The 14416-nt window shown below is 60.9% G+C and carries 16 protein-coding genes and 1 pseudogene; 6 read left to right on the top strand and 11 right to left on the bottom strand.

Annotated elements, in window-relative coordinates:
- Window positions 1-256, top strand: a pseudogene (locus tag EN749_RS16870) (hypothetical protein); the annotation flags it as partial.
- Between the two features lie 11 nt (window positions 257-267).
- Here EN749_RS16870 and EN749_RS16875 read toward each other — a convergent pair.
- From EN749_RS16875 to EN749_RS16920, 10 genes are all read right to left on the bottom strand, one after another.
- On the bottom strand, window positions 268-861 hold the full coding sequence (locus tag EN749_RS16875; protein WP_128363569.1) for a hypothetical protein: 594 nt from the start codon (window positions 859-861) through the stop codon (window positions 268-270).
- A complete protein-coding gene (locus EN749_RS16880) occupies window positions 858-1448 on the bottom strand; it encodes a L,D-transpeptidase (protein ID WP_128363570.1) in 591 nt (196 codons plus the stop codon). The genes EN749_RS16875 and EN749_RS16880 overlap by 4 nt, the downstream gene beginning before the upstream one ends.
- Window positions 1432-2595, bottom strand: coding sequence for an AAA family ATPase (locus EN749_RS16885; protein ID WP_128363571.1), 1164 nt, complete (start codon window positions 2593-2595; stop codon window positions 1432-1434). Before EN749_RS16885 ends, EN749_RS16880 begins: the two co-directional genes overlap by 17 nt.
- Window positions 2592-3227 (bottom strand): TadE/TadG family type IV pilus assembly protein, encoded by a 636-nt coding sequence (locus tag EN749_RS16890; RefSeq protein ID WP_127807811.1) that lies wholly within the window; start codon window positions 3225-3227, stop codon window positions 2592-2594. Before EN749_RS16890 ends, EN749_RS16885 begins: the two co-directional genes overlap by 4 nt.
- Before the next feature lie 2 nt (window positions 3228-3229).
- Window positions 3230-3751 carry a TadE/TadG family type IV pilus assembly protein gene (locus EN749_RS16895; RefSeq protein WP_245486494.1) on the bottom strand — a complete coding sequence of 174 codons (522 nt, stop codon included), beginning with the start codon at window positions 3749-3751 and terminating at the stop codon, window positions 3230-3232.
- A gap of 5 nt (window positions 3752-3756) precedes the next feature.
- Window positions 3757-5286 carry a pilus assembly protein TadG-related protein gene (locus EN749_RS16900; RefSeq protein WP_127807809.1) on the bottom strand — a complete coding sequence of 510 codons (1530 nt, stop codon included), beginning with the start codon at window positions 5284-5286 and terminating at the stop codon, window positions 3757-3759.
- Window positions 5287-5357: 71 nt separating this feature from the next.
- Entirely contained in the window at window positions 5358-5627 is a 270-nt protein-coding gene (locus EN749_RS16905) for a hypothetical protein (protein ID WP_245481786.1), read from the bottom strand.
- 4 nt (window positions 5628-5631) lie between these two features.
- Window positions 5632-7077 (bottom strand): type II and III secretion system protein family protein, encoded by a 1446-nt coding sequence (locus EN749_RS16910; RefSeq protein ID WP_128363572.1) that lies wholly within the window; start codon window positions 7075-7077, stop codon window positions 5632-5634.
- A 53-nt stretch (window positions 7078-7130) separates the two neighbouring features.
- Window positions 7131-8159: a Flp pilus assembly protein CpaB gene (gene cpaB, locus EN749_RS16915; protein WP_127807806.1), complete on the bottom strand. Its 1029-nt coding sequence runs from the start codon at window positions 8157-8159 to the stop codon at window positions 7131-7133.
- A gap of 91 nt (window positions 8160-8250) precedes the next feature.
- Entirely contained in the window at window positions 8251-8469 is a 219-nt protein-coding gene (locus tag EN749_RS16920) for a Flp family type IVb pilin (RefSeq protein ID WP_127807805.1), read from the bottom strand.
- A 530-nt stretch (window positions 8470-8999) separates the two neighbouring features.
- Here EN749_RS16920 and EN749_RS16925 point away from each other — a divergent pair.
- The 5 genes from EN749_RS16925 to EN749_RS16945 are packed head-to-tail and all read left to right on the top strand — an operon-like array spanning window position 9000 to window position 13461.
- A complete protein-coding gene (locus EN749_RS16925; RefSeq protein ID WP_127807804.1) occupies window positions 9000-10388 on the top strand; it encodes a CpaF family protein in 1389 nt (462 codons plus the stop codon).
- A 35-nt stretch (window positions 10389-10423) separates the two neighbouring features.
- Window positions 10424-11356 carry a type II secretion system F family protein gene (locus EN749_RS16930; RefSeq protein ID WP_245486497.1) on the top strand — a complete coding sequence of 311 codons (933 nt, stop codon included), beginning with the start codon at window positions 10424-10426 and terminating at the stop codon, window positions 11354-11356.
- Between the two features lie 19 nt (window positions 11357-11375).
- Window positions 11376-12326 carry a type II secretion system F family protein gene (locus EN749_RS16935; protein ID WP_128287469.1) on the top strand — a complete coding sequence of 317 codons (951 nt, stop codon included), beginning with the start codon at window positions 11376-11378 and terminating at the stop codon, window positions 12324-12326.
- A 54-nt stretch (window positions 12327-12380) separates the two neighbouring features.
- A complete protein-coding gene (locus tag EN749_RS16940) occupies window positions 12381-12920 on the top strand; it encodes a tetratricopeptide repeat protein (RefSeq protein ID WP_128287470.1) in 540 nt (179 codons plus the stop codon).
- Window position 12921: 1 nt separating this feature from the next.
- A complete protein-coding gene (locus tag EN749_RS16945) occupies window positions 12922-13461 on the top strand; it encodes a prepilin peptidase (protein ID WP_128363573.1) in 540 nt (179 codons plus the stop codon).
- A 182-nt stretch (window positions 13462-13643) separates the two neighbouring features.
- Here the strand turns inward: EN749_RS16945 and EN749_RS16950 are convergent.
- Window positions 13644-14416: nucleoside hydrolase (locus EN749_RS16950; protein WP_128363574.1), on the bottom strand; the 773-nt coding region annotated here is incomplete at its 5' end.

Genomic DNA, 14416 nt, shown 5'->3' on the forward strand with positions numbered 1-14416 from the left:
CAACCATGTCGCCCTGATTTTCGCTGGCCTGATGATCGCCGTCGGCAGCCATTCGGAAACGGCCAGCACGATTGCCGAATTCACCTCGCCCAAGGGTCTTCCGTATTCGCTGGCCGTCGATTTCACCTTGAAGAACAGCCTGGTGCTGCTTTTTGGCATCGTGGCCTGTGCCTACTGCCACATCGCCTTCCTCACTGAGGCGCGGGAGCGGTCCGTCCGGGCCATCCGCATCCTGGCGCTGCAGCGCGATCTCTAGAGCAATGGCGTCTAGTTGATCCGGCGGTAATAGACCTTGCCGTCGGGCTGCTGGATGCGCTGGTAGTTGGAGCTTGGGGCAGGGGGCGAGGCCGACGCGATTCTCTTCCTGGGTGCGGGCGCCTCGATGACGCCGGGCTCGCTCGCGCTCTCGCCGTCGAGGGCTTCGGGCGCTTGTGCCAGCGTGCTGGTGGCGATCTCGGACGGTTCTTCCGCACCCGGCATGGCCTCGCCGCCAGCAACCGGCATAGTCTGCCCCAGCCGGGCAATGCCGGCATCGATCTCGTTGAAGCTGCCTTGCAACTGGCTGTCCAGTTTCTCGAACCGGCTCTGAAAACCGTTGTTGACCGTGTCGAGCCGGGCCGCGATCCGCTGCTCGAACGCGCCGAGCTGCTCCAGCCGCGCTTCGACGAAGCGCAGGTCGCTCATGCCCCGATAGAGATAGACCGCGGCCGCCATGTTGATTGCGGTGATCAGAAGCGCGCCACCGGCGACGATGACGCCGATCGTCTTTGCCTTGCTGAATTTCTCGGTGGCAACCGGTTCGCGCTGTTCCTGGTTTCCGATATCGATCGCCGGCATGTCCGGTTCGCTGATCATCGTCATTGGACCACCACCTTTGCGCCGACCGCGACGCGTTTGAAAAGATCGATCACATCCGTGTTGGTGAGTCGAAAACAGCCCGATGTCCCGTCGAAGCCGACACCCGACGGGTCGTTGGTGCCGTGTATGCGGTAGAGCGTGTCGCGCCCGTCCCGCGACAGGTAGAGCGCCCTTGCGCCGAGCGGGTTGTAGGGGCCGGCGGGCACCATTTTCGGCAGCTCCGGCTGGCGGGCGCGCATTTCCTGCGGCGGGCGCCACTCCGGCCATTCGGTCTTCGCCCCGACCTTGACGGTGCCGGTCCAGCCGAACCCGTCGCGTCCGACGCTGATCTGGTAGCGCAGCGCCTGGCCCTGGCGGGTCACCAGGTAAAGCGCCTTCTCGTCCTTGCGGATGACGATCGTGCCCGGCTGCTCGGCGGTTGCGAAGGCAACGGCCTTGCGCAGGCTGGGCCCCATCGCCGGCAGCGGCGGCCGCTCCGAAAGCGCCGATCGCGCCTGGGCGAAGTCGTGGACGGACAGCGCCAGCGCCATGCCGAGCACGCAGGCGCCGGCGAGCTTCGGGGCGATCCGATTTCTATCGGGCAGCGTCATCGAGCCGCTCTTTGAACATCCGCTTCAGATCCTTGTTGAAGCGCGCCCGCCCATCCACTTCGGAAGGCGGGATGGCCCGGTTCAGCGCATCGGTCAGAAGCGCGTTGTCGAGCGCGACCGACTTGATGTGCGGCGCCTTGAAGATCTTTTCGAGCTCGCTGCGCGAAAAATGGTTCCCGAACCATTTGCGCTTGTGCTTGTTGGCGACCAGCGTGATGCTGACCGCATTGCCGCGCAGCTCGCGGATTTTCTTGTAGAGCCGCTTGCCTTGCCGCAGCGACGCGACATTGAGTTCGAAGACGATGAAAATCTCGTCGCTCGTCGACAGCACGGAATTGTGCCAGGGCGTTTCGAGATTGGGCAGGTCGATGACGATGTCGTCGAAGCGGTAGGCGACCAGGTCGAGCAGCCGGAAGACGAAATCGCTGCCATGCGGCTCGAACGGCAGTTGCGGCCGCTCGAACGCGTAGAGGGTGAGGCCGGACGGGCGCGACAGCTTGATGACGTCCATCAGCTCGACATCGAGCCGCTCCGGCTGGCCGATGATGCCGGCAAGGTCGAACTGGTTGAACAGATTGAGATAGGCGCCGCAATTGGCGCTCTGGAAATCCAGGTCGACGAGACAGGTGGACGCCGCGCGCTCAGCTGATTTCGAAGCCAGGAATTCGGCCGCGGACAGCGCCAGCGTCGTGGCGCCGGCGCCGCCGCTGGCGCTGATGAAGGTGATGATCCGGCTCTTCGTTCCCTGGTTGCCGGTGTCGTGGAAGGTCACCGCATTGAGCAGCTCCTTGCCGTCGAGCGGCTTGTGCAGCCAGTCCGAGGCGTTCATGCGTACCAAAACGCGCGTCTGCTCCGAGCTCAGCTCGTCGGAAACCGCGATCAGCGGCACGCTGGCCCACAGCGCGCGCGCCTCGACGATGCCGGCCCTGCCGAGCAGCTCGCCATTGCCGAGATCGAGGATGACGATGCCTGGGCGCGTCTCCGCGGGCGGCCCCTTGAGGAAGTCGCTCGTCTCGGAAACCCTGATATCATAGATCGCCAGCGCATCGAGCCGCGTCGCCACATCGCGCTTGAAATTCGGGTCCGACGAAAACAGCGCCACCTGCTTGCGCTTGGTCGGCGTAACCTTGGTGTTGATGGCATTCATGACGCGGTACTCTTCAGATCTTCGCCCGTGACCGTGCTCAGCATGGAGGGCATTGTGAGATTGTCGAACCCAAGCAGTCCGCCCAGAAAGAAGAACTCGAAGTCGATAGTCTTCAGGCTAACGGTGATTGTCGGCACCGGCCCCCCCAACCGGGTCTGATAGCCAAGGCCTGTGGCGCTGTAGGTGACCACTATGTTGTCGCGGTGCAGGCGCGGAAAGAAATGGCACATGCCGGGCCGCTGATTTGCCGCCAAAGCAGGACAGGCGTCGTCGTTGGTAACCGCTGTGTCGCCGCGAAAGATCCGGCTGAAATTGGCGGCGTTGAAGGCGCCGCCGTTGGTGCAACCTCCGGTCCCAGAGGTATATGTACAGACGAATGGGCCATAGGCGGCCGCCACCACCGGAGCGCCCGGTGTCGTCGTCGGCCCGGCTGTCGCAAGCGCGGTTGCAACCGGATCGGAGATCGACGCCAGACGGGCGCCGAGCTGAACGGCTTTTGTCGCCGCGTTCCATTGATACAGCGCATAACCGAAATCGACGAAGCCGAGCACAAGCGTAAACAGCAGAGTCGTTACGATCGCCATCTCCACCATCGCCGCGCCGTCCTCGGATTTTGCGAAGCTCCTCATCATGATCAGAACCGGATTAGCCGCTCCTCGTGAAGGCCGCCGAGGATAATCGGGCCGACGTCGATGATCGAGAGCATCCCGATCCCGGTGTATGGGTAGGTGCCGACCGCGCGGACGACGCAGACTTGTGTCGTCGTGGAGCGATACTTGGTCACGCCGGCCACCACGGCCTCTTGGCATTTGTTGTTCAAGGTCACCGTGACATCCGATTTCTTCCAGCCGATGAGACGCGCGGGTGGCGTTCCAGTCGCGTTGCCGAATACCGCGATGTTTGTTGCAACGCCCGCACAGTCGATTGCCGCCAGCCCGGCATCGGTATACAACTTGCTGTTGCAGCGTGCGGCGAAACGGGCACCATCCGTAAGCCCGGCCTCCATTAGCAGCTTTTCGTGGATAAGATTTCCGAACTCGAACACGCCTGCCGACAACATGAGCATCAGCGGCGCGATCAGCGCCATTTCGACGAGCGCTGTGCCGCGCCCATCGCGTTGAAATCTATTGAGATGATGGCCTAGCGTTGCGATCATCATCCTCACCGGTAAAGCTGGGCTTCGTCGCGGAGGAAATTATCAAGCGTATTCTGACCATCGTGACCGGTGATGTCGACCAGTTCAACCATCACGGAAGCATCATCCGACGCTGACATGACCGGTTCCGTAAGGAAGAAGCTGCCGAAGGCTTCGACCGGCAGATCGGTACTATGCCCGGACAAATCCTTGCCTGCAGCTTCGAGTGCATTGCAGTTCAGGATTGCACCATAGAGCAGACGCCGGTCCACCGACGTGACAGGTGGTTGGCAACCAGCCGACGGTGTTCCGAGCTCTCCACCTGTCGACGCGGTGCCCACTAACCCGGCTGATATCTCGTAACGGTAAACCTCATAGCGCGTCGGTTTGGTCGTATCCCATGAAGATGGATAGGCAGCGGAACCGAAGTTGGTGCTCCAATAGCCGGCGAAATCCCAATTTCCGTCGCCCATACGGCCCCCCTGATAGGGAGTTGTCGCATCGCGCGGAAGGCCCTTTGTTCCAGCCTCCGTGAACGAAAGCTGGTTCATGGCAGGGCATTGGTTTACGCTGCCTTTGACCTGTTTTGCCCCTTTTCGGACATTCGCGGAAGGACCGTATTCGGGGCTATTGAAGGTGCCTCCGGCTCCAATCCCAAAACGGACGTTGAAGGCGTCTTGCACAGGGCCAGCGTTCTGACCCGTCTTGGTCGAGACGCTCGCAGAACTGTAACAGCCAATTGGCTTCGATGTGGCGATGGTTTGCGCAAGAGCTTGGGCGCCGTTTCCCACACCTGACGGGGGCTCTAAAAAGCCGAAGTTACCTGGCCCGGCGGCGGCCCCGCTACCGACTTTCCTCAGTTCGATCAACCGACGATGCACGACCGGGTCAGAAACGGCCTGCGCCAATGTAAATCCGCCCGCCGAATTGGTCCCGTTCACCATCTCATAAGGGTTGCACATAAAGACAGGCGTGAAATCGCAGACCCCAGAGGTGAAGCCCGCGACGGCGACTGCCCCCACGTTGAAGCTGTTGCTGGCGCCGGACGACAAAAAGGAAGCCGGGAAGATTGCATCAAAGCCAGTCGGCGTGACAGTCACCTGGATGAACCGCGTTTGCCCTTCCCCCACGGCGGGATCGGCGTCCGCGAGATAAGTCGCCTGGTTGGCGACTGTTATCTGAGTGCCGTCCGCGGCAGGGATAGCTTTCAGAAAGCACCAGGAGATACTTTCGGCACTATTGCATCGCTGTGTGCCTCCCGGTTGGCCGGCCAATAGGATTCTTGGGCCTGCTGTAGAGAACTGGCTCTCATTGCGAACAAGCACGTCCATGGCGCGTTCGGCCCGCCCCCAGGCTCCGCTGCTTCCGTCCAGTTCGGCTGCCGCTGCAAGTGCAAAGCTGTCGGCGCCCTTCTGCAAATCATTGTGCAAATTGTTGACCCGGCTCATGTCGATCGCCAGCAGCGAAAAGCCGATGATCGCCGGCAGCGTGATGCTGACGAGGATGAGCGCTATTCCTCTCTGATCGTTCCAGAAGGCACGAATGGTCCCCAACATGACCCTACTCTCTGCTTTCCTGCGCCTGGACCCCTCGTATGCCCGGCGCCCTCCGCATCCTTCCATTCAGTTCACTGCGTTTTTGCACCGCCGACATTGACCGTGATCGCCGGCGGCGGCGGTGGTGGTGGTGGATATTTGTAGGCTTGGGCAACAGCTGCAGCGCGCGAGCCGTCGCCTTCGATATGTGTGTTCCGGGACGCCGGATTGAGCGGATCGACCGTCTGCAGCATCGAATTGAATTTCTGCGTGTCGCCGGCGGCCAGGGTCACCGAATCGTAGTGGTTCAGATAGTCCGCGGCGCAGCCCGACAGCGCGCCGGCGCACACAATGAGGATCAAGGCGCTATTTCTTGACATAGAGCATCTTGTCCTTCGATTTGAAGTCGAGCATGTGGCCATAGGGGCCGGTGACGCCTTCGCCCAGTTCATATTTGCGGACCATGTCCTTGGTCACTTCAAGCTGGCCGAGCACGAAGAATTCCGGATCGTTGGCGGGCCGTGTCTTGTCGAACGGTGTCGCCAGCTGCTCGCCGGGCTTCACCGGTCGCACGATATGCGGCGTGACGATCACCACCAGCTCGGTTTCTTCCTTCTGGTTGCTCGAACTGCGAAACAGCGTGCCGATGACAGGCACCTGGCCGAGCCACGGCACCTGGTCCTGGAGCTTGGTCGTCTTGCTCGAAAGAAGCCCGCCGACGGCGAAGCTCTGGCCGTCGCGCAGTTCGACGACGGTTGCCAGCTTGCGGTTGGTGAAGATCGGGTCGCCGGCGGTGGTGAAGCCGGTCAGGTCGCTGACTTCCGGCGCCAGCCTCATATGGATCTTGCCGTCGTCGAGTACGACTGGCGTGAACAGCAGATTGACGCCGAATTGCTTGTACACGATGCTTATCTCGCCGTCTTTGTCGAGGGTGCGGATAGGCACTTCGCCGCCGGCGTTGAAGCTGGCCTGCTCGCCGGAAAGCGTGGTGAGGTTGGGGTTCGCGAGCATACGCACCGCGCCTTTGGACTCGAGCGCCTCGATGATCAGATCGACCTTGATGTTGCTGTCGATGACGCGCGTGATCAGCGCTCCGAAGGGCGCCGAGTTGGACAGGAGGCCGCTGAGCAGGCCACCCGGCCCGAGCACCAGTCCGTCCTCGTCGACGGCAGCAACACCGGTACCGGTACGGGTCGTGCCACTGCCGTTCGTGCTCTTGATCGACACGCCGAGGTCGCGGCCGGTGTTGCGCTTGGCTTCCAGCACGCGCACTTCCAGATTGACCTGCTGGCTGTCGTCGACGATGACGGAGTTGATGACGGCGTCGGGGCCATATTGCTGCGCAACCGCCATGATAGCCGCCAGTGTGGCGCCGTCCTTGACATGACCGCCAAGCCTCACCCTGCCATTGACCGAGCCGACTTCGATGCGCGACTTGGGCGCCACCTGGCGGATCGCCTGCGCCATGTCGCTGACATCGACGCCGACCTCGATCTGAAGTGCGCCGAGCGAGCGCTTGTCCGTCGAAAAGAGGTTGACGGTGGTGGTGCCGGCGCCCTTGCCGATGACATAAAGCGTGCGGTCGGTCATTGGCTGCGCGTCGGCTATCTTCTCGTCGCCGACGACGATGTCACCCAGATTGGCACTGACCTGGATCGTTACCGATTGCGACATTGGCAGGAAAATACGATGGACGGCAGGGGTCGACACGTCGATGAAGCGGTCGGCCGCACCGGCCGCCAGGCTCGACAGCAACAGCGCCGCCATGCACGACAACGCGGCCGTCGCTATCTCTAACCAAGATCCCCGCATCCCCGTCCCCCACTTGCTGCCGGCGGCAGTTCGTTCCGTTTCGCCGCACTCTGTTATTGTTGTCGCGGCACGTCGTATGTTTCAAGCTTCACGCCCCGAAAAACGCCCACAGTAGCACGCGCCGGTGGTTCGGGTGTGACATATTTGACCACTTCCTTAACGACTTCCGGCGCCGCGACGGCCGGAGCCGGCTTGACCTTGCTCAACTGGTCGAGCTGACTTCCCACCCGGTCCACGGCCTGTGCCAATCCCGCGAGCTTGTCTTCGGCTCGCTTGCGCTCGGCCGCGGCCTCAGCTTCCGCTGCAGCCTTCTTGTCGAGTTCGGCCTGCCTTGCGGCGACATCTGCCGGCGTTTCGCCTGTCAGGTCGGAAAGCGTCACCCGCTCGGTCGTCTCGCCCTTGCTGGCTGCGGCCTGGCGCAGCGCCAGTGACAATTGGCCGGCGCCGGCCGCCAGCGTCAGCTTCTGCGCGTCCCTGGTGCTGGCCTCCAGCGTCACGGACTTCACCACCGTCGGGCTGTCCTTGCTTTCGTCGGCCACCTGGTCGACGGCGAGCACCTTCATGCTCTGCAGCAGCACGTCGACAAAACTCCTGTCTTGTCCATCATCACCCCGCACCGTGCGTGTCAGCAGCACATCGACACGGTCGCCGGGGAAGACGAAGCCGGCGACACCGAGCACATCGTTGACGCGAATGGACACGGCCTTCATGCCTTCGCCGAGCACCGCCGAAAGCGTGGCGCGCTGGCCGGGGCCGGTAATCTTGGTAGCAAGAATCGGCTCATTGACACCTATCGCTTGCAGTGCCTGCTTGGCGCCGTCGCCAGCTAACAGGTCTTTCGTTGTCTTGAACGCCCCGGCCGGAACCGCACCCGCAGGCCAAGCGACTTCGCGTAATTTATCCGCGCTCAGCGCATCGCCGAACTTCAGCGGCATTGCCGCAACGACGACTGTGCTGCTCTGGATGGCGCCCGATTGGGCCATGGCGCTTCGCTGGCCAGCCAGCCAGATATTGACCAGAACCACGGCCAGGACCCCGAACACGCCGGCGAGCACGATCATGATAAGTGTGTTGGCGCGCATAGCCCAAACCCCAAAAAGGCAGCAGAACGACCGAAGTGACCTGAGTGATCTCAGGCCCGGATCTGATCCGGGCCTGAGATCCGCTAGCTAATCAGGTGCCTACCCCAGTCGCGGCAACGCAGCTGCCGACGCTGCTGGCTTCCAGCGCGGTGCAGAGGCCTGCGAACCTGCCGTTCACCCATCCGCCGATGGCGAGGACAGTCATGATCGAGGCGACGGCAATGATGCCGATAAGGATGGAATATTCGACCATGGCAGCGCCGTTCTCATCGTCGCGGAACTGCCGGGTCATCGTCATGAGCTTGTTCATGTCAATTTCTCCCTTTGGAGGTTGGAACCCGACGAGACAGAGCAAAGGATGAAATCCATACCCAAGCATCCCCCGTCATCTCGATCCTAGGTCCCGAGAAAACGCAGAGTCAAACGAGATTAAGGGTTCCTTAACTTTCATGTACATGATTCGGAAAGAATATTACAGTTCCGGATGTAATCAACAGCTTGATTCCTTTCATTTTTCAAGCGCCTTAACCATTCGTTCACAATTTGGCCGCGGATGTGGCAGGATGGAGGAAGCATTAGTAATAATGCATATTCCTTTATATCTAAGGGTTTATCGGTGTCTTCCGGGCGGTTTTGGCCCCAAAATCGGAAGAGGCTGGAAAGCGATGCCGACGCTCTGACCACGAACCGGCAGCTGCACCAAATAAGGCCGTTATTACAGGCTTCTGATCTTAACTATGTAGAAAGTATTGAGGGTACGACAGCCACCTGGGCGCTTGTGCCTCCCGTGGTTAACAGTTAGTTTCCGCTAATGAGGGACTAGGGGGAGTATAAGCGACTATGTTGGGGCGGTTCATCAAGGGGCCTGGCGAACAGCAGGTAACGGCAAAGACCGATCAGCTGGCGGTGCAGCCTGTTGCTCCGGCTCTTTCGCCAGCCGCTGATATTGAATCGCATGGCGACGATTTCTTGACGCTCAAGGTCGAGCTGCATCGCCATTTGATCGATCGGTTCAATCTGACCGCGCTTGAAAATGCTTCCAAGGATGAGATTCTGAATGAGATCCGCCCCATCGTGCGGGAGTTCGTGCGCGGTCGCACCGTTCCCCTTAACGCGCGCGAACTCGACCAACTGACCAGCGACACCGCAGACGAGATGCTGGGTCTCGGGCCGATCGAACCGCTGCTCAAGGACGATTCGATCACCGACATCATGATCAACACCCACAGGCGCGTCTTCATCGAGCGGCGCGGCATGATTGAAGAGACGGCAATCCGTTTCCGCGACGAGGCGCATCTGTTGCGGGTCATCAACAAGATCGTTTCGGCCATCGGCAGGCGTGTCGATGAATCTTCGCCGATGGTCGATGCGCGGCTGGAAGACGGTTCGCGCGTCAACATTGCGGTGCGGCCGGTCTCGGTCGACGGCCCTCTGGTGTCGATCCGCAAATTCTCCAAGAATCCCTATTCGCTCGAACGTTTGATGGCTTTCAATTCCATCCGGCCGCCGATGATCGAGCTGCTGCGGATCGCCGTGCAGGCGCGCAAATCGATCCTGGTTTCGGGCGGCACCGGCAGCGGCAAGACCACCTTGCTCAATGCGTTGTCGAGCTACATCCCCTCGAAGGAGCGGCTGATCACCATCGAAGATGCGGCCGAGCTGCAATTGCAGCAGCCGCATGTCGGCCGGCTGGAGACACGCCCGCCCAATGTCGAGGGTCGGGGCGAGGTGCGCCAGCGCGAATTGCTGAAGAACGCGCTTCGCATGCGGCCGGATCGCATCATCGTCGGCGAGGTGCGCGGCGAGGAAGCCTTCGACATGCTGCAGGCGATGAACACCGGCCATGAAGGCTCAATGACGACAATCCATGCCAACACGCCGCGCGATGCGATCTCGCGGCTGGAGCAGATGGTCGGCATGGCCGGCATGCCGATGACGCATGAGTCAATCCGCGCGCAGATCGCCTCCGCCATCGACATCATCGTCCAGACACAGCGTCTTTCGGACGGCGGCCGGCGTGTCACCTCCATATCGGAACTGACCGGCATGGAGGGTAATGTCGTGCAGCTCCAGGAAATCTATCATTTCGTCCGCCGTGAGGTGACAGCCGAGGGCAAGGTCATCGGAGATTTTCGCGCCACCGGCGTTCGTCCGCGCTTCGCTCCGGAGGCCGCGACGCTGGGGCACCATTTTGCCAAGGACGCCTTCAACCCGCAGGTTGCCCTCTGATGCCGACTGGTCAAGCTCTGCTCTATTTCATCTACATGCTGGCGGCAGCCTCGGTCATTCTCGCCGGCGAAGCCTTTTATCTTTCCTTTGCCGGCCGCCGCTCCCGGTCTCTAGCAGTCAATCGCCGATTGAAGCGGCTCGCTGGCGACGTCCCGGCCGAACAAACGTTGCAGGGATTGCTGCGAGAGCGCGGGCTCACGGACTCCGGCGATTTTCTTTTCGGTATGGTCTGGCTGAACAGGCTCTATACCCAGTCCGGCATCACCGGGAATCCCCTGACCTTCGCCGCAACATTTCTGCTCGCAGGGCTGGCGATGGCGCTGCTGCTGGTATTCTTCAATTTTTCGGCCTTAGCGTCGCTTCTTATCTTTCTGGTCGTAGGGCTTGTCCTGCCGCTTCTCGTCCTCCGGCGCGCCCGCAACAAGCGAATTCGGAAATTTGCCAAACAGCTTCCGGATGCGCTCGACATGATCGTTCGTTCGCTGCGCGCCGGACATCCGGCTTCGATCGCGATCGGTCTGGTCGCGCGCGAAATGCCCGATCCGCTCGGCACCGAGTTCGGCATCGTCTCCGATGAGATCACCTTTGGTCTCAGCATCGAGCAGGCCGTGCGAAAGCTTTCGCAGCGGGTCGGCTTCGAGGGTCTTCAACTGCTATCGGTATCGCTGTCGATCCAGGCCAAGACGGGCGGCAATTTGACCGAAATTCTGGCCAATCTTTCCTCGGTTCTGCGTGAACGACAGAAACTACGAATGAAAATCAGGGCGCTTTCGGCCGAAGGTCGCGTCTCCGCGTGGATCATCTCCTTGTTTCCTGTTGTGATGTTCTTCGCACTTCAAATCCTTGCCCCGGCCTACTACGGAGCCGTCTGGAGCAACCCGCTCATCTTCCCGATATTCCTGATTTTTGGGTTGTGGGCGCTGCTTGGCGACTTCATCATGTACCGGATGGTTACGTTCGATTTTTGACCGGGAGCGACGAAAGAAATTGTTTTCGAACATTCAGGACCTGGGCTTCTTGGTATCCATTGCCGTCTTTGTGGCGGCGGTGTCCCTCTTCCTGTTCGGTGCGCTTATCTTTCTCCCGGCTCTGCAGACACGAAAGCTAGTCGCGCAGAGCCTGATGGGCGAAGGAATTACAGACCGCCGATCGATGCTCGGACAAGACCAGCTTGCCAAGCTTGCGGCGCAACGGCCGGTCGATGCCTACTTCAAGTCGATGGAGAAAGAGCGCGATGAGCCAAACGCTTTGGAAGCGAAGCTGTTTCGCGCCGGCTTTTATCAATCAAGCGCACCGCTGATTTATACGCTGTGCCGCCTTGCCGCGGTCTGCGTCGGTTTTCTGGCGATGTATGCACTCCTGTCACGGGTTCTGCCGCCGCACCTGCCAGGTTTCATCACCTTTGCTGGTTCTGCCGTGTTCGGCCTCGCCTGCATCGTGCTTCCCGCCATTCTGCTCGACCGTTTCGAGAGCAGCCAGAAACAGATCTATCGCCGGGCTTTCCCCGACTTCATGGACATGATGATCACCTGCGCCGATGCCGGCATGAGCCTGGAGGGGGCAGTCGAACGCGTCAGCCATGAAATGGCCGCCACCCACAAATGGCTGGGAATACAGCTGTCGATCATGAATCTGCAGTTGCGTGCTGGCAAGCCGTTGCGGGAAGCGCTGCGCGAACTCTCGGATCGCATCGGACTTGACGAGGCGCGGGCATTGGCTGTCCTGTTCCGTCAATCGGAAGAACTCGGCACCAGCCTCACCGATGCCTTGCGTGTTTATAGCGCCGAGATGCGTGGCCAGAGAATTCTGAGTGCGGAGGAACGCGCCAATTCTCTACCGGTAAAGATGATGATTCCTTTGGGGCTTTGTATCTTCCCTGTGGTTATGATGGTTATCATGCTACCGGTGATCATCCGCATGAGGGGCATTATCTTCTAATTGCGTGTATGATCTGATTCTAATATGAGGTCCGGGACCCTTGGGGGAATCTGTATGAAGAGGGCTATCGCGGCGGCGTTCTGCCTGTTGACGGTTTTGCTTGCCGGCTGCCAGACGGACGCCACTGACGGTGTCGTTCGCACCAACGAGCCGTCGAAGGGCGACGTGACGTCTTTTGGCGATGCTTTCGATGGGCTGAAAACGGTCAGCGACGTCGAATACTATGCCTCGGACCAGGCCGTTGCCGAAGCCAAGAATCAGTTCCGTGCCGAAAATTACGGCAATGCCGGCGCTCTGTTCTTCAAGGCGACGCAACTGGCGCCCAATGATGGTAACGCCTGGATGGGACTGGCCGCCTGCACCGACCGGATCCACCGCTTCGACTTGTCCGACAAGGCCTATGCCAAGGCCTTCAAGCTAGTCGGCGCGACGCCCGAATATTACAACAATGTCGGCTATTCCTACCTGCTGCGCGGCAAGCTGCAGGATGCGCGTTCGAACTTCCTCAAGGCTTACGAACTGGCGCCCAACGACCCGACCGTCGCCAACAATCTGAAGCTTTTGTCGTCAAGCGTGCAGAACGTCGAGCGCTAGCATGCTGCTCGTCGAAGCGCTGCTGCTGAAGGTGCTCGCCATCCCTCTGCTGGCAAGGATTGGCTGGCTCGACTTCAAGACGCAGAAGATTTCCAATCGCGACGTGCTGCTGCTGCTCTGCCTGGGCGCCGGGGGCCTGCTGCTGCTGTCGCTCCAGTCCGGCTCGTGGTGGGACATGGGGCTGAGCGCTCTCGCCGGACTTCTGCTGTTCGTCGCGCTCTTCCCCTTCTGGGCCTTGCGCAAGATCGGCGCCGGCGACGTCAAGCTGCTGGCAGTCGTGCCATTCCTGATCAGCGGCGGCGCCCTCGCGGTGTTTTCAGTGCTGCTCCTGGTTTTCGCCTTGGCAACCGCGGCGATCGTGAAAAACCCCTTCCTGCTGCCCGCGGGTGCTTTTCGGCTCATCGTCCAGCATCTGGACCGCAAGGGCGTGGTGCCATTCGGCGTGCCGATCTCGCTCGCCGCGATCTGTACGCTGGCGTTCCTGATCTACAGGAGTTTGACGGTCGCGAGCAGCTCTGGAATCCTCAACCAGCTCAACTGACCCTGTCATCTCACGCGGCTGTGTCGCGCGGGAGATTTGACGGAGCATCAAACGAAAAACCCGCCTGTGCGGCGGGTCACTGGCGCAAATCTGCACCATAGGCAAAAATGTACCATAGCTGAGTGCAGCCAGTCAAGAAAAAATTCCTATCGCGGAGCGCTGCCAGCGCTGCGGCGTTCCGTTCAATCCCGCAGCAGATCGAACATCAGCTTGAAGAAGCGGTCCGCATCGACCTCATGGGCGATGCGGGCGTTGTCCTTTTCACCGCGCTCGCCCCAGTAATCGGCGATGGTCGCGCCGAAGGCGTAGGTGCCGGACAGATCGACGCCGATATGGGCAGGGCGCGTGCGCACCAATGTCGGGTCGATGGCCAGCGCCAGCGCCAAGGGATCGTGCATGGCGCCGCCGACGCCCATCGAGTTGCGGTGCAGCTTCTCGTAGAACAGCAGCCAGTCGTTGACGAGCCGGCCGAGCGGCGTGTCGATGGTGGCGAGCTCGGCATATTGCGGCGCCTCGACCAGCACCTGCATGGTGACGTCGAGGCCGACCATCAGGATCGGCACGCCGCTGTCCAGAACGATCTTCAGCGCTTCGGGGTCGCAGAACGCATTGAACTCGGTCGGCGTGATGATCTCGCTTTTGCGGTAGAACACGCCGCCCATCCAGATCAGCTCCTTGATCTTGGGCAGCACGTCGCGATGCTTGAGGATCATCAGGCCGATGTTGCTGAGCGGGCCGGTGGCAACGACCAGGATCGGTTCGGGCGCGGCGCGCAGTCTGTCGGCCAGGAAATCGACGGCGTGCTGGTCAACCGGCTTGATCGTCGCCTGCGGCAGGTAGGGCGAGCCCTCGAGCCCGCTCGGGCCATCGGCGGTGCCGAGCACCAGCGGGCGCGCCAGCGGGCGGTGGCAGCCCTGCGCGACAGGCACGTCGCCGGCGCCGATATATTCCAGGA

Origin of the sequence: Mesorhizobium sp. M7A.F.Ca.ET.027.02.1.1 (assembly GCF_004022985.1) — a bacterium.
Classification (GTDB): Bacteria; Pseudomonadota; Alphaproteobacteria; order Rhizobiales; family Rhizobiaceae; genus Mesorhizobium.